This window comes from Pseudomonas baltica, from assembly GCF_031880315.1.
GTDB lineage: Bacteria > Pseudomonadota > Gammaproteobacteria > Pseudomonadales > Pseudomonadaceae > Aquipseudomonas.
In genome coordinates this window covers 4,553,056-4,576,005 of the sequence record NZ_CP134771.1, presented here as the reverse complement: position 1 = coordinate 4,576,005, position 22,950 = coordinate 4,553,056, and the positions used below count along the sequence as shown (strand labels likewise).

Below are 22,950 nucleotides of genomic sequence, written 5' to 3'. Positions count from 1 at the left end.
TTCGCTTTTATTGATCCAGCGCACTGGCCGGGCCGAAAAACTCGTACCGACACTGCTGCGAAGGCACGCCGCTGGCGATCAACAATCTGCGCACCGCCGACATAAAGGGCTTGGGCCCGAGAAAGCAGGCATCCACGTCACGCGAAAGCGGCAGCCAGCGCTCCAACAGGCTGGCATCAAGACGGCCCAGGGCATCGGCGCCCGCCCCTTCTTCGTAGCAGTAAAAACGCTTGAGCTGCGGATATTGCATGGCCAGCGCATCGACCTGCGTCCTGAACCCGTGGGCTGCGCGATTGCGCGCGCAATGGATGAAATGCACGGCACGCCCGGTTGGTAGCGCAGCCTCGAGCATCGCCAGGGTGGCGGTAATACCGACGCCGCCGCTGATCAGTACCAAGGGTTTGTCACTGTCTGTGAGGGTGAACTCACCGGCAGGGGCGAACAGGTCGAGGATGGCGCCGATGGCCAATCGGTCGTGCAGGTAGTTGGATACCTTGCCGCCCGGTTCTCGCTTGACGCTGATGCGGTAATGCCCATGATTGGCCAGCGCCGACAGCGAGTAGTTGCGCCGATGCTCCTGACCATCGATAGAGAGCCGCAGGCCGATGTATTGCCCAGGCGCAGCAAACAGAATCGCCTGGCCATCGACGGGTTCGAAATACAGCGAGGTGATCTCTGCGCTTTCTACAACCTTGCGGCTCAGGCGGAATGCCCGTGCGCCACGCCAGCCGCCTTCGGCTTGCTCATTTTGCTGATATCGCACCTCTTCGGCACCGATCAGAATCTCGGCCAACTGCCCATAGGCCGCGCCCCAGGCCTCAATGACCGCAGCGGTGGCGATCTCTTTGCCCAAAACCTCCTCGATGGATTGCAGCAGGCAGGCGCCAACCAGCGGATAGTGCTCTGGCAGGATCTGCAGCGACACATGCTTGTTGATGATGCGCCCCACCAGATCGCCGAGGGCGTCCAACTGATCGATGTGCTTGGCGTACATCAACACCCCGTTGGCCAACGCGCGAGGTTGCGCGCCATCGGCCTGATGCGCCTGATTGAACAGTGGACGCAGCTCGGAGTGCTTGTTCAGCAGCAGTTGGTAGAAATGCGTGGTCAGGGCCTCGCCGCCGGTTTCCAGCAAGGGGACGGTGGCTTTGACGATGGCGCGGTGTTCTAGGCTCAGCATAGAAAGCTCCTGGAGCCGTGGGGCTCACGATGAATGTCTACCAAAGACATTCCACTTTTCATGCCATAAAAATTATCCAAATAAATCAATAGCTTAATAATTATGAAGTCATAATGACTCGCAATCGAGTAGAGTCATATCGACTACGCGAGGTCTTTATGACTGCAAAACCCCTGCTGACCGCCCTTCTTCCTCTGGTCGAGGATCTCTCCCGAGAGCTGCCCGAGGCAGAACGTTATCGTCGCTTGCTCGACGCACTGCGGGCTCTGCTGCCCTGCGACGCCGCCGCACTGCTGCGCCTTGAGGGGCAGTGGCTGATCCCACTGGCGGTCGACGGCCTGAGTACCGACACCCTGGGCCGACGCTTCAAGGTCGACGAACATCCACGCTTCCAGCAACTGCTGGCCAGTCCGGCGCCCACGCGCTTCGACAGCCGCAGCCCGCTGCCCGACCCTTATGACGGGCTAGTGGACGGCCTGCACGAGCAACTGCATGTACACGATTGCATGGGTTGCCCGCTGATGATCGATGAACGGCCTTGGGGCTTGCTGACCCTGGACGCCCTCGACCCAGACCGCTTCGACCACCTGGAGCCCGGCGCCCTGCAAGCCTTCGCCAGCCTCGCCGCTGCCACCGTGACGGTGGCCGAGCGCATCCAGCATCTGGCGCGGCGCGCCGAAGACGAGCACCACCGCGCTGAGATCTACCGCCAGGCCAGCGGCCAGCAACACCAGCCGATGATCGGCCAGAGCCCCGCCCTCCGACGCCTGCAGGAAGAGATCGAACTGGTCGGCCACAGCGACCTGACGGTACTCGTCACCGGGGAAACGGGGGTGGGCAAGGAGCTGGTCGCGCAAGCCATTCACCGCGCCTCGTCACGCGCCCGCTCACCACTGGTGAGCATCAATTGTGCGGCCCTGCCGGAAAACCTGGTCGAGAGCGAGCTGTTCGGCCATGTGCGCGGCGCCTTTACCGGCGCGCAAGCCGACCGCCGGGGCAAATTCGAACTGGCGGATGGCGGCACCCTGTTCCTCGACGAGGTCGGTGAATTGCCGCTCACCGTCCAGGCCAAACTGTTGCGCGTGCTGCAAAGCGGCCAGCTGCAGCGGCTGGGTTCGGACAAGGATCAAAGCGTAGATGTGCGCGTGATCGCGGCCACCAATCGCAACCTCGCCGAAGAAGTGCGCGCGGGACGCTACCGCGCCGATTTCTATCACCGTTTGAGCGTATTCCCGCTGCACATTCCGCCGTTGCGCGAGCGTGAGCGCGACGTGTTGCTGCTCAGCGGCTACTTTCTGGAGCTCAACCGCTCGCGCCTGGGCCTCGACGGGTTACACCTGGAGGCGGACGCCCAGTCCGCCCTGCTGGCCTATACTTGGCCCGGCAATGTGCGGGAACTGGAGCACCTGATCGGCCGTAGCGCACTCAAGGCCTGGGGCCGACGGGCGGACTCCCGGTTGCTAGGCTTGAGTGCCCGGGACCTGGATATCGAACAGGGAGTGGACATGCCAATGGCTGCACATCAGTCGCCCAGCCCAGGTACGCCGCCTCTACCGTTCTCCCCGGACGGCGACCTGCGCCGGGCCACCGACAGCTTTCAACGCCAGATGATCGAAGCGTGCCTGACCCGACACGACCACAATTGGGCCAGCGCCGCCAGGGAGCTCGGCATGGACCGCGCTAACCTCAATCGCATGGCCAGACGCCTGTCATTGAAATGACCGCAGACAAAACGCTAAAGCCTGCCGCCCTCAGGTCGATAACCCCAACAATGCTCCCCCCACACGACTCAGAAGGTTCTTATGTCGTCCCCCAAAGCCCGCGCGGATTCGTTGTCGCTGTTGCTGTTCACCCTGCGCAGCGGCAAATTGATGGCGATCAACCTGCTGAAAGTCAGCGAGATCATTCCCTGCCCACCGCTGACTCGCCTGCCGGAATCGCACCCCAACGTCAAAGGCGTCGCCACGCTGCGCGGTACCTCGCTGTCGGTGATCGACCTCAGCCGCGCCATCGGCGAAATGCCCCTGCTCGACCCGGCCGGTGGCTGCCTGATTGTCACGGATGTGAGCCGCTCCAAGCAGGGCCTGCACGTGCAAGCCGTGAGCAAGATCGTGCACTGCCTGACCACCGACATTCGCCCGCCGCCCTTCGGCTCGGGCAACAAGTCCTATATCACTGGCGTGACTCGGGTCGATAACGTGTTGGTGCAGGTGCTGGACATCGAAAAAGTCATCCACGGCATTTCTCCGATGAAGGTCGAGGCTGTGGCCACCGGCCTGAGTGCGCAAGATGCCGAGATGCTCTCCACGGCTAACATTCTGGTGGTCGACGACAGCCAGGTAGCGTTGCAGCAATCGGTCCTGACGCTGCGCACACTGGGCCTGTCCTGCCACACCGCCCGCAGTGCCAAGGAAGCCATCGAGCAACTGCTGGATCTGCAAGGCACCGCCCAGCAGATCAACATCCTGGTGTCGGACATCGAGATGTCCGAGATGGACGGCTATGCCCTGACCCGCAGCCTGCGCGAGACGCCGGACTTCCAGGACCTGTACGTGCTGCTGCACACCTCGCTGGACAGCGCCATGAACAGCGAAAAGGCCAAGGCCGCCGGTGCCAACGCGGTATTGACCAAATTCTCCTCGCCAGAGCTGACCCATTGCCTGATTCGCGCGGCACGGGCGGTCAACGGCCTGCCGGACTGACGCACTGCATGGCGGCCGATCATTGCCTGTTGCTGCGCATGCCGCTGCAGCAGGCGACGCCCTCCCCCCTCTGGCCGCCTGGGGTAACGCTGCGCCTGTTCGACGCCGCTGACGCCGCACCTGCCTACGCCCTGTTACGCGAAGCCAATGCCGACGACCTGCTTGACTGGCCCACCTGGCAGCAGCAGTGGCGCAGCAATGCCGAGTACGATCCTGCCCTGTGCCTGCTGGTCATGGACAGCCACGGCCTGATCGCGCTGGTGCAGGGCTGGACCAGCGGCTATCTCAAGGACCTGGTGGTGCATCCGCGGGCCCGGCGCCGGGGGCTCGGCCGCGCATTGCTCGCCTGGGCGATGCAAACCTATCGCCAACGCGGCGAAGCTTCGATGGACCTGCGGGTACGCGAAGACAACCATTCGGCGCGCCGGCTGTATGAGCACATGGGCCTGCACTGCCTGCGACGCGAATCCTGTTGATAGCGCGCTCAAGCTTGTACGAACAAGTACAGAAACGACAATGCAATCAGTGACAGCTCGCTCTCCGTTGCGATGAACATCGCCAGCACACCGATCACCGTGCTGCTCGAAGACAGCCAGTACATCCACCGGTAGCGCCACACATGCGTCAAGCCGATGACCATAGCCATGAAGGGCAGCAGCAGCCAGGCTCCGGACGCAGGCCCCCAAGGCGCAAGATAAAGCCCTAGGGAGCCGCTGCAAAAATAGCCAACAGCCCGTAGCCTTGGCACACTGAGCACCTTCAACCACCCCCCTCTCCGTGAGCCTGTTACGCGCGTGCAGAAGACCTTCTCCGAACTCGAATACACCGGCAAGAAAAAGCAGACTCGTCGCGACCGCTTCTTGGCTGACCTTGAACAGCTGGTGCCCTGGGCACAACTTGAGGCGCAAGTGGCTCCATTCTATAGCGACACCACAGGCAAGCGCGGGCGCCCGGCGATCGGGTTGTCGCGCATGCTGCGCATGTATGTCGTGCAGCAGTGTTTTGGTTTCTCCGATGAAGGTACCGAAGATGCCGTCTACGACAGCCAGGCCATTCGTGGTTTTATCGGCATCGACCTGGGCCGTGAGTCGGCACCGGATGCCACCACCCTACTGCGATTTCGTCGCTTGCTGGAAACCCATCAGCTGACACGAGTGCTGTTTGAAACGATTAACCAGCATCTGGCCAGCCGAGGTCTGCTGCTCAAGGAAGGCACTATCGTCGACGCTACCCTGATCGCCGCGCCGCCCTCGGTCAAGAATCGAGAAGGCAAGCGTGATCCCGAGATGCATCAGGCTAAAAAAGGTAATCAGTGGCACTTTGGGATGAAGGCCCACATTGGTGTCGACGCCACGTCGGGGCTGGTGCACAGCGTAATAGGTACGGCTGCTAACGTGGCGGATGTCACCCAGGTTGATCAGTTGCTGCACGGTGACGAAACCTATGTTTCGGGTGACGCTGGATACACCGGTGCGGCCAAGCGACCGGAGCATGCTGAACGGGACGTTATCTGGTCGATTGCAGCACGGCCAAGCAGTTACAAGCAGCACGGCGAAGGCAGCGTGCTCTATCGGGTCAAGCGCAAAATTGAATATGCCAAGGCGCAACTGCGTGCCAAGGTCGAGCACCCCTTCCAGGTAATCAAGGTGCGCTTCAATCATCGCAAGGTTCGCTACCGTGGGCTGGAAAAGAATACGGCGCAGTTGTTCAGTTTGTTTGGGTTGGCCAATCTGATGCTGGCCAAGCGGTATTTGCAACGGGCGGCGGGATAAATCCGTCTGAAAGACGGGACTGGCCCGTAGATCAGCAAAATGAGGGGAGAAACCTGCCCCGGAAACGTAAAACAAGGTTGGCAGGTTGAAAAAAACGACTTGGAAACGGGGGCGGTGCGAACGGGGTTAATTGTTCAGCGTCTCCCTAGAGGCAGACCTAATACCACTTATGGTTTACCTGGGCACTTCCAAAAACTATTTTTTTGAAACTTTATTCGGCTTCTTTCCAACATTACGATGTGCTTCCCGGAACAAATCGTAAACTGCCTCAGCTTCTAGAGAGGGAGTAGCATCTTTTTTACTGCAAAAAATATCGTAGTATTTATTGAACATGGAACGGTCACGTGCTTTGTGCCAAGTCCAGCCTATACCAAGACTTCCCCGCTGCGGAAGTTTTCCAGTTGCAGTCCGATTCATAACAAAACCAAAAACGTCGTTATTTAGACTTTTTACAAGCGTAAAGGTCAAATCTGCGATACTTGCAATGGAGACCTTATTTAGCGACACTGGTTTCTCTAAAAATTTACTATGAGCATGAAGGCCTAATGCTGAGGCGTTTTTTACTCCAAGCTTGCCAAACCTGTGAGTGCAACAATGGCGTAGTTGAATTATTTGGTCAAACTGCTCCAAAAGATTACGAGTGCCAACTGATACATTTTCCAGCCCTACAAATTTTTTTAGTGACGGGGCTATTACTTTTTGCGTTGAAAAGCTTGTTTCTTCCAACAAAGCATCTGGGAGTGCTTCTTTGGAATGATGTATAGCAGCAGCGTAGGACACTTGGTGTGGCGCACATAGATCTCTGGTGAAAGGATCACAATGAATCAGCCTAGTAATCAGCGACCGCATATACCCCTCAACTGCAGACAGATAACCTATTAATAGCAACCTGCTAATTTCAGGAGCTATTTCCTCTGTCGGCCCCAAGCTCGTCCAATGCTTATTTAATAAAAGCGAGTTATCCAAAAACAAATCTACAGGAGACCCTTCTTTTTCAACATAACTGCCATCAAAGAGCTTTTCCGTATCAATTGCGGTTTTGAGCGGACGCACCGTCACAATTGCTGCATAATTACTCATGATAGGTAATCATCAACAAAACTGTTTAGCACATCGACAATGCGAGCTGTACGTCTACGACCAAACCCCGACACGCTTAGCAAATCTGCCGCCGGATCCTGTTTAGCCAGATAGTCCCGAATTGTTCTAAAAAACGGGAGATGCTCCCTAATTTGGTTTCTTTGCCAGTCTGTCAAACCAGGAACTTCGTCAATTAAAGCGTCCAAGCACTGGTGAAAAGCAGATGCATCTACTAGCTGGTGGCCGCAAGCATGGCAAAAACGCTGATTATCTGAAAGTCTTCTTTCCTTACAGTTTGCACACTGCGGCAAAGCCAAGCTAAGTCCTTTTACAAACTCCTTACCTACGATAGAGGTCAAACTCTTCCTAAGTGGATGTTTCGTAGACTTGAATCTAATAGCTTCTAAATTCTGCTTAATAGAACCAGATCCCTCCTCGGCGATGAAAGCCCCTATATTTAGAAGGAGGCTGCTATGGGGTATGAATTTTTTGTATATACGTAATGGAGTACCATGCTTAACCTCACCGTCATCAAAGATTAATCCAGCCTCAATCAACAACCGCAGTGTTCGTTCTAACAGAGGTTCAATCACCTCTGTCCGAAGCCCATACGTTATTCCCTTTTCTTGACGCTTTAACAACGGTCGATTGTAATCTTTGAGTGAAACACAGATCGCATGGACCAACTTCTCGCCAGATGCAACCAATATTTCTAGCTTAGGTGCTTTTTTCCCAAGGGTTCTAAACTCACCAAGACGCGCGCTAAGGTGCTCATTGATGATACGAGTCACACCCTGCTGAGCAGTCCTAAAGCCACCTCGCTGGTAATCCTCTAACATGGTTAGGTAAGCGCGCGGCACTCCAAATGCGGCAAACCTGAGTAATGCTTGAACATCATCGGGTATTGATTCAAGCTTCTTCACCCTCACTGCTGCAATATCTTTCATGATCGACTCATATTCGGAGTCTTCTGTCGAGATCCACGCAGGGATGGACACAGCGTCTTGCCCCATATGGAAGCGAGGACTCATTTCAGTGGTCCCAGGATAAACTGAAATTTTGGGAGCAATGGTAGAGGATTTGAGCGATCGAGCGATATCGAGAAACTCGATTAGATACTCCGGAGTAAGCGTCATCGCCGCGTCATCTAACAGCAGCACTGAGAATTTACGGCCTGCAGTGTGGCAAAGTTCATCGACAATGCGCTTCACACGGTCGATAGATAGAGAGTCGGAGAGTTTAGCGAGATCCCCTTCTATGGTTTGGTTACGCTCTAGCTTTGTTGCAAGCGTTAAAAGCGACTCATAAGCATAGCCATACGAGAAAAGCAATTCGTCCACTACAGATAACTTGGGTAGCCATTCCTCGCTGCTTTCACGTGTAGAAAGTAATATCCTAGCCAAAACCCAAGAATGAAAAAGCTGTGAAGCTCCAGCGTTGCTCGACAGCAAAGGCTCAAGGCGAAAATAACGCTGAAAAGATGCGAATATTGCGAAAGGCTTATTTTTGTTCTCTCGGCACGAAAGCCAAGCAAACCGCATCATGTGAGTTTTCCCGCACCCGCGAGGTCCCACAACGGTCCGTAATGCTTTATTAGTGAGTTCTAGTGTAACGCGCTGAAATAAAGCCCCTCCATCTGAGGTCTCGCGATGCAAGTCTTCAAGCGGAATATAGTCTGCTCGGTGTTGTAAAGTAGTGCTCAGCACACTGGAGTCAATTGAGTTAGTGCTAGCGTTCATATATTTGCCTTGGAATTTTTAAGTCGAGCAAAGCTTCGGTTGTTATAAATCTAGCACCGACACCATGGGCGATAGCACGAATAGCTGCTCGACCAGCCCCCCCTGTCAGATAACCAAGGACTTGTTTGCGGGCGAAGGGGGCTACCCGAAGAATAAATACGCAATCTGAAACCAGAACGACTCCCGCTTCCACAACACATACTTTTTCTTCTAAATTCCTTCCAACCCTTGCCAACAAAATATCTCCGGCAATAGCTTCAATTCCACCAGCCAGATTTCTAACGCTTGGCAACAATGTGAAATTAGGAGGAACCTGGACCTGTCCCGGGACGAAATTTGTGGTATGGAAAACAGGAAGGGGGCAGGTTTTCAGCTCACTTGATGAGAATGTACCACGCCTGAGCATTGTAGTAATGTCGCGCAATAGGACGTGGTCGCAACTTTGATCTGAGTTTGCGGCTACTAGGTAGGAATAATCTAAACGTGTGCCTGCCTCTTCCGCCGAGACGGATATTTCTTTCGACAGTAAACCGTTTGATTCAAGCCGCTGAACTTTTATGGCGTCTCGTGCACCTGGACTTTTTCTCAAGATTACAATATGCGCTTTAGCATCCGTCCTCTTAAAAACCCCGCGAGGTAACTCCACAACTCTTTCAAGAGAGTGCGATGTAGCCAAGACTTTACGGAGCCCTGAGTATTTCTCCCCTGCTACTATGCCATCCGGAAGAATTAGACCTAATTTGCCACCCGATTTAATAAACCGAAGATTTTGCGCAATAAACAACACTTCCGCAGGGGCAGTGCTCAGCTGCGGGAGAATGTGACTCAGCCCCGCGTCTTCAAGAATCTCACCGAAATGTTTCTGCCACTTCGGTCGAATATAAGGAGGATTACACAATGCAGAATCTACAGAGCCGAAAGGCACCCCTATTTTTTCGTCTATAGAACCATCGAGCGCATCCCCAACATGATGTGTGAATAGCTCTCTTTGGGTTTTTGAAAGAGACGAACTTCCCGCATTTTGATCAATGTCAACAGTGATGAATTTCGCTTGATCCCAATGAAGACTGGCCGCTCCCACTAAGGCACCGTCTCCTGCCCCTAAATCGATTACTAAGCTTGGAGAGCAAGCAGACATCCTGTCAATCAAAAGGCCTGCAACTCCTTCCGCGGTATAGTATCGACCGTAAAGATCAGAAGTTTTTGGTAGGTGCCGTAAATCCATGTTTTTTTAGCTTCGTAGTAAAATTTCAAGTCGCGTGCGGTGCACGGCACACTGCTTTATCCAACGTGCTGGCACTGGAGACGTCAAGATACAGGGAATGCGGTAGCCTTACCATGAGCCTTCTACGCCCCACGGGGCGCTTGTCACCATAAGCTGCGAATCCCGCCTGAATCTACAGCTCATCCAAGCCATGAGGCATGCAGAGAATGAGAGGGGTACGAGCAGAGAAAAGCCTGTTGCAAACCGGGACAGGGCAAGAGCAGCGGTCCCAGCCTACCGAGTTCTACCTAAAAAGGGCATTCTGTAGGTAGAGAACATCGGTCTTGTCGCAGAGATGGCTCGGAGACTTCGCCGGGCGGTGCCAAGCAGCCTAAATGCGTTCTCTAAAACCGTAGGTACACAAGCTTGGTTTCGTAGTCCGCTGGCCACGTCCAACTGCACATGAGCGACCCATGAGGGTGGATGAGTACATATATGAGTACAATTTTTTATAACATCTATAAATATTCAATTAATTCAACAAGTTACGATACAAGTCACGGATCAACGTCTAACGTTCAAACGGACTGTAGCTCCGGGTTGCCGGGTGACCTGCGCGAGCCTCCTTTATCGGAGGCTTTTGCGTTTCTGTAGTTGTTGGAATTGAGATTGGGGTGTGCCCAATGGCTGGGGCCGCGACCCCAAGGCCGGCTCGAAAGCAAACCCCTCCAACAAAAACGCCCCTATCAGTTCAGCATTCTCTGAACTGATTATTTGAACCACGCTATTTGCCCCACCCCCCACCTTTTGCAGAATCGACCCGGGTCACTTCCCAGGAGCCGATCACTGCCCTGTATGCGTCGGCCGAAGTGTCCCCCACTATAAAAACAACGATTGGAGACACTTCATGACCTTGGATATTTTCGTCGTCGTCATCTATGCCCTGAGCATGCTGGTGCTCGGATGGTATGGCATGCGCAAGGCCAAGACCCATGAGGATTACCTCGTGGCCGGGCGTAATCTGGGGCCCTCCCTGTACATGGGCACCATGGCCGCTACGGTGCTCGGAGGCGCCTCCACAGTCGGTACGGTGCGCCTGGGTTATGTTCACGGGATCTCCGGATTCTGGCTCTGCGCCGCCCTGGGCCTGGGTATCATCGCGCTCAACCTGTTCCTCGCCAAACCGCTGCTCAAGCTGCGTATCTTTACCGTCACTCAAGTGCTGGAGAAGCGCTACAACCCGATGGCTCGCCAGGCAAGCGCGGTGATCATGCTGGTGTATGCGTTGATGATCAGCGTCACCTCGATACTGGCCATCGGCACGGTCATGCAAGTCCTGTTCGATCTGCCGTTCGCGGTCTCGGTGCTGTTGGGCGGGGGCGTCGTGGTGGTGTATTCGGCCATTGGCGGCATGTGGTCGCTGACCCTCACAGACATCGTGCAGTTTGTCATCAAGACCGTGGGCCTGATGTTCGTGCTGTTGCCGATCTGCCTTTATCGCGTGGGCGGCTGGGACACCTTGGTGAGCAAACTACCCGCCTCAAATTTCAGCTGGACGGCCATTGGCTGGGACACGATCCTGACCTATTTCCTGATCTACTTCTTCGGCATCCTCATCGGCCAGGATATCTGGCAACGGGTGTTCACGGTGCGTACCGCCAAAGTCGCGCAATACGCCGGCACTGCGGCGGGCATTTACTGTATGTTTTATGGGTTGGGTTGCGCCTTGATCGGCATGGCCGCCCACGTGCTGCTGCCGGACCTGCAGAACGTCAACACGGCGTTTGCCGCCATCGTCAAAGTATCGTTGCCCGATGGCATTCGCGGGCTGGTGATTGCCGCGGCATTGGCGGCAATGATGTCTACCGCCAGCGCTGGACTGCTCGCAGCGGCCACCACCATTGGCGAAGACCTGCTGCCCCGGCTGCGTGGCGGCAAACAATCAAGCCTGGGCCTGACTCGGCTGGCAACCTGCCTCACCGGACTGGTGGTGCTGGGTATTGCGCTGGTGGTGAACGACGTGATCAGCGCGCTGACCCTGGCTTACAACCTGCTGGTGGGCGGCATGCTGGTGCCGCTGATAGGCGCGATTTTCTGGAAGCGCGCGACCACAGCAGGGGCGATCGCCAGCATGGCGCTGGGGTTCGGCACTGCGGTGGTGTTCATGCTCAAGGATGGCCTGGATGCCAACACGCCGATCTACTACAGCCTGTCCGTTGCGCTGGTGGCGTTTGTGCTGGTGAGCCTGCTGTCTGCGCGTCGAGTGGCAGGGACGCTCAAGGCGTGGTGACAGCGCGAAATGATTGGATCGGGTGAGGTAACGGGACCTGCATAAAAGGGATTTCCCGTCCCCACTCATTCCTGCCACGCACTCATCCATTGCTGCTGGTCGATTTCTATCAGCGTCGGTACATCGCGCGACGCGGTGGCCCGCAAGGCGTTGCGCAACTGCTCGGGCGTGGAGATAGCCTCGGCAGCGCAACCCAGGCCCTTGGCCACGGCGACAAAGTCCGGGGTGTGCAGGTCGACGCCAATGGGTTCGATGGCGCGGTTGACCATGTAGCGCTTGATCTCTTCATAGCCTTGGTTATTCCACAGCAATACCACCACCGGCACTCGTGCCTCGACAGCGCTGGCCAGTTCCGCGAAGGTGAACTGCAGGCCGCCGTCGCCGATCAGGCAGACCACCGGGCTGTGCTCATCGCGGCGCCCAAGCCAGGCGCCGATGGAGGCTGGCAAGGCGTAGCCCAGAGTGCCGTAGCCCGTGGAGGCATTGAACCAGCGCCGCGGGTGGTCCATGTCCAGGGTCAGGTTGCCGGTGTAGACCGGCTGGGTCGAATCGCCTACCAGCGTGGCGTCGGGCAGCACGCTCAGCACAGTGTTCAGGAACGAAGTCTGCGCCTCGGTGACGTGGTCCCAGCTTGCCGCGTTCGCTGCGCGCAAGGCGGCACAACGGGCGGCGCCCCACTGCGCATCAGCATCACCCGCGGTGGTTTGCTCGATAGCCGCCAGCAGCGCCCGCGCGGCGTTATCGGCATCGGCCACTAGCGCCAACTGCGGCGGGTAATTGCGCACGCACTGATCTGGATCGATGTCGATACGCAGCAAGGCGCCGGGTATCTCGAAACCGCCGGCAAAGGTGGTGTCGTAGTCGGTTTCAGCCAACTCGGTGCCGATGGCCAGTACCACATCGGCTTCGGCCACCAAGGCCCGGGTCGGCACCAGCGTCTGGGTCGAACCGATCAGCAGCGGATGCGCGGCGGGCAACAGGCCTTTGGCATTGATGGTCAAGGCGACGGGCGCCTGCAGCCGCTCCGCCAGAGCGATCAAGGCTGGCGCCGCATCAAGGGCCCCTCCCCCCGCGAGAATCAACGGACGCCGGGCACTGGCCAGGCGCTGCGCCATGAGCGTCACGGTCTGCGGTGCGGCGCCGGCGCGGGCAACATGCACAGGCGGGCTGGCCAGCAAATGGTCGGCGGGCTGCACCAAAACGTCCAACGGGATTTCAATGTGCACGGGGCGTGGCCGCCCGGCCTCGAAGACCGCAAAAGCGCGCGCCAGCACGGCAGGCAGATCGTCGGCAGTCATCAGCGTATGAGAAAACGCCGAGACACCGGCCATCATCGCGCTCTGGTTGGGCAGCTCGTGCAGCTTGCCGCGACCGCCGCCCAACTGCTGGCGTGACTGCACGCTGGAAATCACCAGCATGGGAATCGAGTCGGCGTACGCCTGCCCCATGGCCGTGGCGATGTTGGTCATGCCGGGGCCGGTGATGATGAAACACACGCCCGGCTTTTGCCGCGCGCGGGCGTAACCGTCCGCCATGAAGCCGGCACCCTGTTCGTGGCGCGGCGTGATGTGAGTGATGCTTGAACTCGCCACCCCACGGTAGAGCTCTATGGTATGTACGCCGGGAATGCCGAACACGTGCTCGACGCCGTAGCCTTCCAGCAGTTTGACCAGTACTTCGCCACAGGTTGCCATTTCGCTGTCTCTCGGATCGCAAGGATGGCGGCATTGGACCGGGGCGCTGTAGCGGTGACAATTCAAAAATAGTCATGCCAGGCATGTGCTTGATGCATGCCTTGGTTTTCAGACAGGTCTCATTTCCGCCCATATCAAGGTCTGGCTAATATGACGCCTGTCGCAGTGAGTGCGCGGGCATTAAAAGGACATTGAATGCTTCCGGAAAAGAGCTTGTATACATCCGTATTGAATGGCATCAGTGAGTTGCAACGCTATGGAGTAAATCTCTCGACCTCCGTCCAGATCACCTCCGACCTCCACGCTGCCTTGAAGTCCCATCAGGGCGCAATCATCCTGCCGCCAACGATAATAAGTAACTGTGATGACTATCAAGTAATCAAAGCGAAGAGCAAGCCGGGAGGCATACCAGATACGACGTTCGAGCACTTATGGGCTTGTACCAAACAGCACTATGGGCTGACCACTGCCACCGCTATCGCAGGTGCGGCGAGCATTCCTATTCCCAAGATCATGGTGGGTGCCTGGGTTCACAATGGCTCCAGCGCAACTACCAATCTATCCAGCATCATTGGCTGGAAGTTTTTTCCAAGAACCCTTATTCGCCAACCAACATTGGCCAGGGCTGCCAAAGCGACCTTTGGCACCGTCCGGGTATTTGGCGTCATTGGCCGCGGCCTTCCTGTCGTGGCTGCCGGCCTAGCAGCATTCGATATAGTCAGCATCGGCCTGTGCGCCTATGAGGCAGAAAATGCAAAGCAAGTCCAAACGCGATGACCTCTGTAATGCGGTGATTGACGTATTCGTCAGCACTATAGGTTTCATACCTCGGGACGAGGTCAGTGAGCGGTCCAACTTTGTGAGTGACTTCAAGATCATCGATGATGATTTGACTGTTTTTATGCTGGAGATCGACAAGACGTTCGAATTGAACTCTACCCAGAAAGACTGGCAGCCCATCAACACCATCGGACAGATCGTGGACTTGATCATCTGGTGCCGGGCGCACCCTGCGGACTACCCACCAAGATCGACCGGGAGACGGGTGACGGGTCTGGCATGGCTGACCCGCAAGCTCGGTCTAAGCTCGGCGAAAAACAACAAGCCCGAATAGTCGGGCGCTTGGCCCTAAAGCCGGTAAACGAATTATGCGGGAGTAGTCGAACCTACCGCTGCCCTAAGGGAAAGACCTGGGGGCGCCCCCATACGGCACTCGATCAAACGTCCGTAGGCTGCTCACGCTGAGCGATGGAGTCATCGGTGACGCCTCGCTCATCAAGCCACTCTCCAAATACAGGCGGGCAGGCGATGAAATCTCGGCGCGCCCCACTGCAACGAGTGCTGCGACCTCCTCAGCTCTGCCTTTGCAGTGGGCTGGCAATATACCGCCTGGCCAAGTGTCGCTTGACCACCACCTAGCGCCCCAGCAAGCAAACGGATAACATGCGATTAATTCTCAAATGCATTTATCCGGCTGGGCGCGATGTCATCTTCCAATCCTGTGGATTCCCAACAGCTTCAGCAGTACTACAGCGCCCATCACGGCTGGGTGCATGCATGGCTCAAGCGGCGCCTGGGTAATACACATGATGCTGCCGACCTGGCCCAGGACGTATTCGTGCGACTGCTGGTCAAGCCCCGGCGGTTTGACAGCGATCATCACGCCCGTGCCTATCTGCACGCCATGTCTCGCCATGTGTGCATCGACTTCTGGCGGCGCAGGGAGCTGGAGCGGGCCTGGCAGGAGGTGCTGGCGAGCCGGCCCGAAGCCTGGGCGCCATCGGAAGAACATCAGGCGATCATTCTCGAAACCCTGCAGCAGGTGTACGCGATGCTCGCGCGCCTGCCGGAAAAGGTAGCGCGCTGTTTCGTGCTGGTTCAGGTACAGGGCATGAACTACCGGGAGGCGGCGCAGGTGCTGGGCGTGACCGAGCGCTCGGTGACCTCGTACATGGCCAAGGCAATGTTCCAATGCTTGCTGCTGGAGGCAGAACTTGACCAGTCGCTCGTCTGACGGCACGCCCAGCCATCAAGTGCTGCAACAGGCCGCCCACTGGTATGCGCGCCTGGGGGCGATCGAGGCCGATGGCAGCACCCAGCATGCCTGGCAACAGTGGTACACGGCCGATGCCGCGCACCGTCAGGCCTGGGCTGCGGTCGAACGCATCAGCCAACGGATGCAGCCGTTGCAGGGCGAGGCCGACAGCAGCGCGCAAGCCCTGCTGCTGGCTCGGGGCAATCTCGGCCGGCGCAAAGCCTTGGGGACGTTGGGCATGGGCTCGGCGCTATTGCTGCTGGGCGCCACGGTATGGCGCACGCCGCTGCAGGAGACGCTCGCGGTGTGGCGCGCCGGGCAACGCACCCACGTCGGCGAGGTACGCGCGCTGGCGCTGGCCGACGGCAGCCAGGTATGGCTCAACAGTGCCACGGCGCTGAACGTCGATTACCGCGCCGACCTGCGCCTGTTGCGGCTGCTGCAGGGCGAAATCCTCATCCAGACCGCCACCGACACCCGACCCTTTATCGTCAGCACTGGCGAGGGCCGGCTGCGTGCGCTGGGCACGCGCTTCAGCGTGTGTGCGGCCGAGGGCCAGACCGAGCTCAGCGTGTTCGAAGGCGCGGTCCAGGCCAGCACCGACTTCGCTGCGCCCCGGGTCTTCCAGTCCGGTCAACAGATCCACTTCGATCATCGAGCGTGGGGCGCGCTGACGGCGGCCAGCCCCGGACGCGAGAGCTGGTCTCGCGGCGTGCTGTTGGCGGACAACCTGCGGCTCGGGGATTTCGTCGCCGAGCTGCGCCGCTATCGCCACGGCTACCTGGGCGTCGCACCGCAAATTGCCGACATCAAGGTCGTCGGTGCCTACCCGCTGGACAAACCGGATCTTGCCCTGGAAATGCTCGCCAGCGCCTTGCCGATCCGCATTCAGCGCACCTTGCCGTGGTGGGTGAGCCTGGAGCCGCGCCAGCCGGTCTGAAATTTTTTCAAAAAAAATTTCCGCTTTGGCGCGCTCGTTCGAATTGATAAGTGACTGCGGCTAAACAGCCGCCTCCACTCTTCTGCAGGAAAGCAAAAATGCCGCCGGTTCCCCTTTCGCTGTTCTCTGTGCGCCCTGTCGCGCTGGCCATCGCCCTGGGCCTCACGGGTGCCAGTTGCGCGGTCCTCAGCCCTTTGGCTAACGCAGCCCAGGGCGCTGCCAGCTATAACATCCCGGCCGGCCCCCTGAGCACTCGGTTGAACCAGTTCGCCGCCCAGGCGGGCATCTACCTGGCCGGCAACGGCGCACTGACCAGCGGCAAGAACAGCCCGGCCCTGCAGGGTAACTACACGCCGCAGCAAGGCCTGGCGATCCTGCTCGAAGGCTCGGGGATCTGGGCCGTGGCCAAGGGTGATGGGCACTACGAACTGCAGCCGCGCCCGCGCAATGCCGGCGCCATCGACCTCGACGAAACCAACATCGAGGGGCGCGCCAACACTGGCGCCGCCAATGCCGACAATGACGTAGGTTTCGTCGCCCATCGCAGCTCCGCTGGCAGCAAGACCGACACCCCACTGATCGAAATCCCGCAGTCGCTCTCGGTCATCACCCGCCAGCAGATGGACACCCAGAACGTCCAGAGCGTGAGCCAGGCGCTGCGTTACGTACCCGGCGTGAAAACCGAAACCTACGGCGTCGACCCCAAGGGTTACGACTGGCTGTACATCCGCGGTTTCAATGCGCAAACCAGTAGCGATTACCGCGACGGCCTGCGCCAGCTCAGCAACAGCTACACCCTGTTCCGTAGCGAGCCGTACGACCTGGAGCGCATCGAAGTGGTACGTGGCCCCTCATCGAGCCTGTTCGGCCAGGGCGATGCCGGCGGCATCATCAACCGCGTGAGCAAAATGCCCACCCCCGACGGTGTGCACGAAGTGGAAATAGGCTTCGGCAGCCACGACCGCACCCAGACCCGCTTTGACCTGGGCGACCGCATCGACGACGCCGGCACCCTGGCGTATCGCGTCGTGGGCGTGGCCCGCAAGAGCAACACGCAGTTCGAATACGACGACGGCCATGAAATCAAAGACGATCGCCTGTACATAGCACCGTCGCTGACCTGGGCACCGGACGACGACACCAGCCTGACCTTCCTGAGCGATTTCCTGCGTGACACCAGTGGCGGTACCGTCGCTGTGGATACGCCGAACTACGGCCACACCAGCTCGACCCTGTTGGGCGATCACTCTTTCAACCATTCTGACCAACAGCAGTTCAGCCTGGGCTATCAATTCCGTCACCGGCTCAACGACAACGTCGAGTTGCGTCAGAACCTGCGTTACGGTCAGGTCGATTTCATCCTCAACAACCTCTTGCCGCTCGGCACCCTGGGCAGTATCGCCCCGGCTCTGGCAAGCAGCCAGCAGGCCGGCTACTGGCTGCGAACGCCACGGCGCTTCGACGAACACCTCGATACCTTTACCGTCGACAACCAGGTGCAGTTCGACTTCGACACGGCGGGCATCGGCCATACCCTGGTCACGGGCATCGATTACGCGCACTTCGACTCAAACGTCAAACGCTATCAGGGCGCCTTGACCCTGAGTGCGACCCTGCCGTTTTTGCTCAACCCTGACAAGCCTGTCTACGGTCTGAACGTCGCCCGCCCCACCGCGCTGGCCGCTGATTACCATCAGACCCAGGATCAGGTCGGCTACTACCTGCAAGACCAGATCAAAGTCGGCGACCACTGGATCGTCACCGCCGGCGGGCGTTACGACGACGTGCGCTCGATGACCGACAACCACCTGAGCAGCACTGACACCACCGGCAAGGACCACGCGTTCACCGGCCGCCTGGGGCTGACCTACGTGACTGACTTCGGCCTGGCGCCGTACGTCAGCTACGCCGAATCGTTCATCCCCAACAGCGGCACCGCCAGCAACGGCTCGACCTTCGAGGCCAGCCAAGCGCATCAGTGGGAAACCGGGCTCAAGTACCAACCTAACGACGCGGTCTTGTTGACCCTGGCCGCCTTCGACATCACCAAGACCAACGTGCTGACTCAGGAGCTGGTCAACGGCGTGATCACCGGGTTCAACCAGGCCACCGGCGAAGTTCGCTCGCGGGGTATCGAGGCCGAAGCCAAAGCGCGCCTCGGCGAGCACTGGGACCTGCTGGGCTCGTACACCTACACCGACGCCGAAATCACCCGCAGCAACAACGGCGACAAGGGCAACTCGCCAGCCAACGTGCCGCGCCACATGGCTTCGGGCTGGCTCAACTACACCTTCAAGGAAGGCCCGCTCAACGGCCTCAGCCTGGGCGGCGGCGTGCGCTATGTGGGCGAGCTGTACGGCGACAATACCCATGTCTACAAGGTTGACAGCTACACCCTGTTCGATGCCGGCGCCAGCTACCCGCTGACCAAAAAGGTGACGGTCGCGCTCAACGTCGAAAACCTCGCCAACAAGCACTATGTCGGGACCTGTGACGACATCAACAGCTGCTACCCGGGCGAAACCCGTACGGTGCTGGGGAGCGTGCGTTACCGCTGGTAGGGGGGCGTCAGTGGCAGGCCCACGGCCTGCCAACCGCCGCCGAGAACATCGGTTTGCTACCCTGAACCTCAACTTTCAGGGAGCCACCGCGATGCCGATTCAAGCGAACTTCTCCGGTGCCAAGATCGCCCTGCTCTGCGACGGCCAGTTGCTGACCTATCTGCGTGACGACAAACCGAGCATCCCCTGGCCCGGCATGTGGGACCTGCCGGGCGGCGGCCGCGAGGGGGATGAAACCCCGCTGCAGACCGCAACCCGCGAAACCATGGAGGAGTTCACCCTGACACTGGATCCCGCGTGGGTGGTCAGCACGCGGGTCTATCCGGGTCAGGGAATGAACGGGCTGGATACCTGGTTTCTGGTGGCACAGGTGCCCGCTGGCACGTTCGAGCAGATCGTATTTGGTGATGAGGGGCAGCGCTGGGAGGTGATGCCGGTGGGCACGTTCCTGGCAATGGAGGGGGCTGTGGTGCACTTGCAGGAGCGGTTGCGGGAGTATTTGCAGGACCGCTAGATCAGCCTCCACGCTTTGGCTGGATGACCCGCCATTGGCCAAGGATCAGCGTTTGCCACAGACGCCCCATGCGACCAATGCCATCCTCGAAGGGATGGGTGAACTCGAACGCGTAGTGCAACACACAGCTGGGCGATAGCGTGGCGAACGTCACTGTAAAGCAACCGGCGCCGCACGAGCGCGTCACCTCACTCCCGCGTAAACAGATTTTGCCCCGGCGCCTTGCGGCTCATCTCGATGCTCACCAAGCGCTCATCGACGAAGCGCAGGTACTGGTACGCGCCGCCATCCGGGCCGTAGACCCAGATGCTGATCTTCGCCGAGTTCCAATAGCCGTTATTGGTTTTTGGTCTGGCGACGGGCCCCTCGCTGTCCTGGCGCGCAGGTGGGCCGCACTTTTCCAGGACCTCGGCCATGGGCGTGTCCTCGCTGACCAGCGCCGTGCCGCAGCGCATCGAGCCGGCATCGGCCTGCTGGGTGGTCAGCAGCATAGCCGCGGCCAGTATGCTCAGCACATCCTTGGCTTGTCGCAACCGATCACACTCCTTTGGTCGACGGCAACAGGATGGTCAAGATCCCGAACAGTGGCAGGAACGAGCACAGCTTGTACACGTACTCGATGCCGTGAATATCCGCAAAGTGCCCGAGCAGCGCGGCACCGATACCGCCAAAGCCGAACATCAGACCGAAGAACACCCCGGCGATCATGCCGACATTGCCGGGCACCAGCTCCTGGGCGAACACGACGATGGCCGAGAACGCCGAGGCGAGGATAAAGCCGATGATCATGCTGAGGATGCCGGTCCAGAACAGGTCGACATAGGGCAGCGCCAGGGTGAACGGCGCAACGCCCAGGATCGAGAACCAGATTACCGCCTTGCGGCCGATCTTGTCGCCGATGGGCCCGCCGAAGAAAGTCCCGGCCGCCACGGCCCCGAGGAACAGAAACAAGTGCAGCTGTGAACTGGCGACGCTCAGGTCGAACTTCTCGATCAGGTAGAAGGTGAAGTAGCTGGTGAAGCTGGCCATGTAGAAATACTTGGAGAACACCAGCAGCGCCAGCACCACCAGGGCGAAGGTCACGCGCTCTTTCGACAGACCGTGGGTCGCCTTGCCGCCGGCCTTGAGCTTGAACAGGCTCAGGTGGTGACGGTACCAGCGGCTCAGGCCGTAGAGCACGCCGATGGCGAACACGGCGAACAGCCCGAACCAGGCGACATGCCCTTGGCCGTAGGGGATGACGATGGCCGCCGCCAGCAATGGGCCGAACGCAGTGCCGGCGTTACCGCCGACCTGGAAGGTCGATTGCGCCAGGCCGAATCGGCCGCCCGAGGCCAGCCGCGCGATACGCGAAGTTTCCGGGTGAAAAGTTGACGAGCCGATACCCACCAGCGCTGAAGCCAGCAGGATCGCCGGGAAGGTGCCGACGAACGCCAGCATGAGAATGCCGATCAAGGTGCAGATACTGCCCAGCGGCAACAGCCACGGCTTGGGGTGGCGATCGGTGTAGTAGCCGACCCACGGCTGCAACAGCGAGGCAGTGAGCTGAAACGCCAGGGTGATCAGGCCAACCTGAGTGAAGCTCAAGCCGTAGTTGGCCTTGAGCATCGGGTAGATCGACGGCAATACGGCCTGGATCAGGTCGTTGATCAAGTGCGCGAGGGCGCAAGCGCCGATCACGCGCATGACCAGCGGGCTGGCTTGGCTGGCCAGCGAGGCGGTGGCCGAGGCTGGGGTGATGGGGCTGCTGGACATGACGGGGCATCCGAACACAAAAGGGGCACGCACTGCGCGGGTGCGACAATGTGCCATTTTGTGGCGGTGGGTGCCAAGTTTCATGGAGGCCATGCGGTGGGCTTGAGGGCGCCTTCGCGAGCACGCTTTGCTCCCACGGCTGGCGTCGTACGCATGTGGACGCAAGGGTGCGCGTTCGGGCGAAGGCCCGGTCAGGCAACACGACTCCTAACAGTTAGACCAGATTGAAACGCGCCGTATTGCTGCTCAACGCACGACTACCGCTGCTCAGTTGATCGGCCGCACTGTTCACCGCACGCGCGCCTTCAAGCAGGCGAACAGCGGCCTGATCGACCTGCTGGATGTTGCTGCTGACCTCGTCGGCGACATTGGCTTGCTCCTCCACCGCCGTGGCGATCTGCGCCAGGGTATCGGTCACGCTCTGCACAGCGCTGGCGATCGCCCCCAGACTTTCGCCCAGGCCGGTCACTGCCGCGGCATCGGACTGCGCCTGGCCGCAGGCACTCTCCATCAAGTCCACAGCCTGCTTGACGGTGTTGCGCAAGCTGTCCACGGTGCCGGCGATCTGCGCGGTAGAGGCCTGGGTACGCTGCGACAGACTGCGCACCTCGTCGGCAACGACGGCGAAACCACGTCCTTGCTCTCCGGCACGGGCAGCCTCGATCGCGGCGTTGAGCGCCAGCAGGTTGGTCTGCTCGGCGATGCCGCGGATGGTATCGACCACCGACTGGATCTGCTGGCCTTGCTCACTCACCCGGCCCAGCGCCGAGGCGGTCTCGCCCAGACGCAGGTTGAGTTGTTGAATACTGGCCGTGGTGCGCTGGCTGTCGCGGCTGCTGTCCTCGGCAATCTGGCGGGTATGCTGGGCGCTGCCCGAAGCCTGCTCGCAACTCCTGGCCACGCCTTGGGAGGTGGCCGCCAGCTGTGTGGCGGCGGTAGCGATCTGACTGATCTGCAACTGCTGCGCCTCGACGTCCACCAAGGTACCGCTGGAGTGATCGCCCAAGGTTCGCACCGCACCGCTGAGCTGCGAGGTCTCGTGATCGACCCCGCGCAGGCTGGTGCGCAGTTGCACCACGGCGACGTTGAGGGCGGTGCTGATGGCGGCCAGTTCATCGCGACCGCTCACGGCCACTTGCACGCACAGATTGCCGTCACGCAACGATTCGGCCAGGGTGGTAATGCCCCGCGCGCTGAGGCGAATCGACGCCTGCAGGCAAGCAAACAGGTACAACGCCAGCAACAGCATCACCGCGAAGCTCGCTGCGATGGGCAGGAATTGATTGACCGTCTGGTCGTGATAGAAGCCCAGGCGACTGTCCAGCGAGACCAGCGATTGGCGGCGCAGTGCCGACAGATCAGCCAACAGGCCGTCCATGCTCTGCTCGAACTCCCCGGCCCCCAGCTTCAATTCGCCAGAGAACAAGCCATCGTCCAGGCGTTTGAGCTCGGCATCGAGGCGCTGCAGCGTCTTGTCGTACTGG

At 59.1% G+C, this 22,950-nt stretch carries 20 protein-coding genes and 1 pseudogene; 11 read left to right on the top strand and 10 right to left on the bottom strand.

From position 1 onward, the window contains the following. Positions 1-7: 7 nt before the first annotated feature. Positions 8-1,180, bottom strand: a complete 1,173-nt coding sequence (gene hmpA, locus REH34_RS20500) for an NO-inducible flavohemoprotein (protein ID WP_311968998.1) — start codon at positions 1,178-1,180, stop codon at positions 8-10. Between the two features lie 158 nt (positions 1,181-1,338). Here hmpA and norR point away from each other — a divergent pair, with 158 nt between their 5' ends. The 3 genes from norR to REH34_RS20485 all read left to right on the top strand — a co-directional run bounded on the left by norR (position 1,339) and on the right by REH34_RS20485 (position 4,358). Then, on the top strand, positions 1,339-2,901 hold the full coding sequence (norR, locus tag REH34_RS20495) for a nitric oxide reductase transcriptional regulator NorR (protein WP_311968997.1): 1,563 nt from the start codon (positions 1,339-1,341) through the stop codon (positions 2,899-2,901). Between the two features lie 81 nt (positions 2,902-2,982). Continuing rightward, positions 2,983-3,882: a chemotaxis protein gene (locus REH34_RS20490; RefSeq protein WP_226503085.1), complete on the top strand. Its 900-nt coding sequence runs from the start codon at positions 2,983-2,985 to the stop codon at positions 3,880-3,882. An 8-nt stretch (positions 3,883-3,890) separates the two neighbouring features. Continuing rightward, entirely contained in the window at positions 3,891-4,358 is a 468-nt protein-coding gene (locus REH34_RS20485; RefSeq protein ID WP_311968996.1) for a GNAT family N-acetyltransferase, read from the top strand. 8 nt (positions 4,359-4,366) lie between these two features. Here REH34_RS20485 and REH34_RS20480 read toward each other — a convergent pair whose 3' ends face one another. Beyond that, the gene (locus REH34_RS20480) at positions 4,367-4,528 is read right to left on the bottom strand and encodes a hypothetical protein (protein WP_311968995.1); all 162 of its coding nucleotides are present in this window, start codon (positions 4,526-4,528) and stop codon (positions 4,367-4,369) included. A 148-nt stretch (positions 4,529-4,676) separates the two neighbouring features. Between REH34_RS20480 and REH34_RS20475 the strand changes: the two genes are divergently transcribed. After that, positions 4,677-5,654 carry an IS5-like element IS52 family transposase gene (locus tag REH34_RS20475; RefSeq protein ID WP_095178734.1) on the top strand — a complete coding sequence of 326 codons (978 nt, stop codon included), beginning with the start codon at positions 4,677-4,679 and terminating at the stop codon, positions 5,652-5,654. 195 nt (positions 5,655-5,849) lie between these two features. On the opposite strand, the gene REH34_RS20470 is transcribed toward REH34_RS20475, so the two are convergent. The 3 genes from REH34_RS20470 to REH34_RS20460 all read right to left on the bottom strand — a co-directional run bounded on the left by REH34_RS20470 (position 5,850) and on the right by REH34_RS20460 (position 9,698). Then, positions 5,850-6,734: a hypothetical protein gene (locus REH34_RS20470; protein WP_311968994.1), complete on the bottom strand. Its 885-nt coding sequence runs from the start codon at positions 6,732-6,734 to the stop codon at positions 5,850-5,852. Then, on the bottom strand, positions 6,731-8,278 hold the full coding sequence (locus REH34_RS20465) for a hypothetical protein (protein WP_311968993.1): 1,548 nt from the start codon (positions 8,276-8,278) through the stop codon (positions 6,731-6,733). The genes REH34_RS20470 and REH34_RS20465 overlap by 4 nt, the downstream gene beginning before the upstream one ends. A 184-nt stretch (positions 8,279-8,462) precedes the next feature. After that, the gene (locus REH34_RS20460; protein ID WP_311968992.1) at positions 8,463-9,698 is read right to left on the bottom strand and encodes an N-6 DNA methylase; all 1,236 of its coding nucleotides are present in this window, start codon (positions 9,696-9,698) and stop codon (positions 8,463-8,465) included. A gap of 886 nt (positions 9,699-10,584) precedes the next feature. Between REH34_RS20460 and REH34_RS20455 the strand changes: the two genes are divergently transcribed. Beyond that, on the top strand, positions 10,585-11,967 hold the full coding sequence (locus REH34_RS20455) for a sodium:solute symporter (RefSeq protein ID WP_311968991.1): 1,383 nt from the start codon (positions 10,585-10,587) through the stop codon (positions 11,965-11,967). A gap of 65 nt (positions 11,968-12,032) precedes the next feature. On the opposite strand, the gene REH34_RS20450 is transcribed toward REH34_RS20455, so the two are convergent. Then, on the bottom strand, positions 12,033-13,661 hold the full coding sequence (locus REH34_RS20450) for a 5-guanidino-2-oxopentanoate decarboxylase (protein ID WP_311968990.1): 1,629 nt from the start codon (positions 13,659-13,661) through the stop codon (positions 12,033-12,035). Positions 13,662-13,856: 195 nt separating this feature from the next. On the opposite strand from REH34_RS20450, the gene REH34_RS20445 reads away from it, so the two are divergent. From REH34_RS20445 to REH34_RS20420, 6 genes are all read left to right on the top strand, one after another. Next, on the top strand, positions 13,857-14,438 hold the full coding sequence (locus tag REH34_RS20445) for a hypothetical protein (protein ID WP_311968989.1): 582 nt from the start codon (positions 13,857-13,859) through the stop codon (positions 14,436-14,438). Then, complete coding sequence (locus REH34_RS20440) at positions 14,413-14,775, top strand: acyl carrier protein (RefSeq protein ID WP_311968988.1); 363 nt, start codon at positions 14,413-14,415, stop codon at positions 14,773-14,775. Before REH34_RS20445 ends, REH34_RS20440 begins: the two co-directional genes overlap by 26 nt. Before the next feature lie 369 nt (positions 14,776-15,144). Beyond that, on the top strand, positions 15,145-15,675 hold the full coding sequence (locus REH34_RS20435) for a sigma-70 family RNA polymerase sigma factor (protein ID WP_311968987.1): 531 nt from the start codon (positions 15,145-15,147) through the stop codon (positions 15,673-15,675). Further along, complete coding sequence (locus tag REH34_RS20430) at positions 15,656-16,636, top strand: FecR domain-containing protein (RefSeq protein ID WP_311968986.1); 981 nt, start codon at positions 15,656-15,658, stop codon at positions 16,634-16,636. Before REH34_RS20435 ends, REH34_RS20430 begins: the two co-directional genes overlap by 20 nt. Before the next feature lie 98 nt (positions 16,637-16,734). Continuing rightward, entirely contained in the window at positions 16,735-19,197 is a 2,463-nt protein-coding gene (locus tag REH34_RS20425) for a TonB-dependent siderophore receptor (RefSeq protein WP_311968985.1), read from the top strand. A gap of 91 nt (positions 19,198-19,288) precedes the next feature. Continuing rightward, entirely contained in the window at positions 19,289-19,711 is a 423-nt protein-coding gene (locus tag REH34_RS20420) for an NUDIX hydrolase (RefSeq protein ID WP_311968984.1), read from the top strand. Positions 19,712-19,733: 22 nt separating this feature from the next. Here the strand turns inward: REH34_RS20420 and REH34_RS20415 are convergent. The 4 genes and pseudogenes from REH34_RS20415 to REH34_RS30295 all read right to left on the bottom strand — a co-directional run. After that, positions 19,734-19,850, bottom strand: a pseudogene (locus REH34_RS20415) (Fic family protein); the annotation flags it as partial. Positions 19,851-19,899: 49 nt separating this feature from the next. Beyond that, positions 19,900-20,244 (bottom strand): DUF2845 domain-containing protein, encoded by a 345-nt coding sequence (locus tag REH34_RS20410; protein WP_311968983.1) that lies wholly within the window; start codon positions 20,242-20,244, stop codon positions 19,900-19,902. Between the two features lie 4 nt (positions 20,245-20,248). After that, positions 20,249-21,466, bottom strand: coding sequence for an MFS transporter (locus REH34_RS20405; RefSeq protein ID WP_311968982.1), 1,218 nt, complete (start codon positions 21,464-21,466; stop codon positions 20,249-20,251). Positions 21,467-21,680: 214 nt separating this feature from the next. Beyond that, complete coding sequence (locus REH34_RS30295) at positions 21,681-22,715, bottom strand: methyl-accepting chemotaxis protein (RefSeq protein ID WP_409373340.1); 1,035 nt, start codon at positions 22,713-22,715, stop codon at positions 21,681-21,683. Positions 22,716-22,950 lie beyond the last annotated feature (235 nt).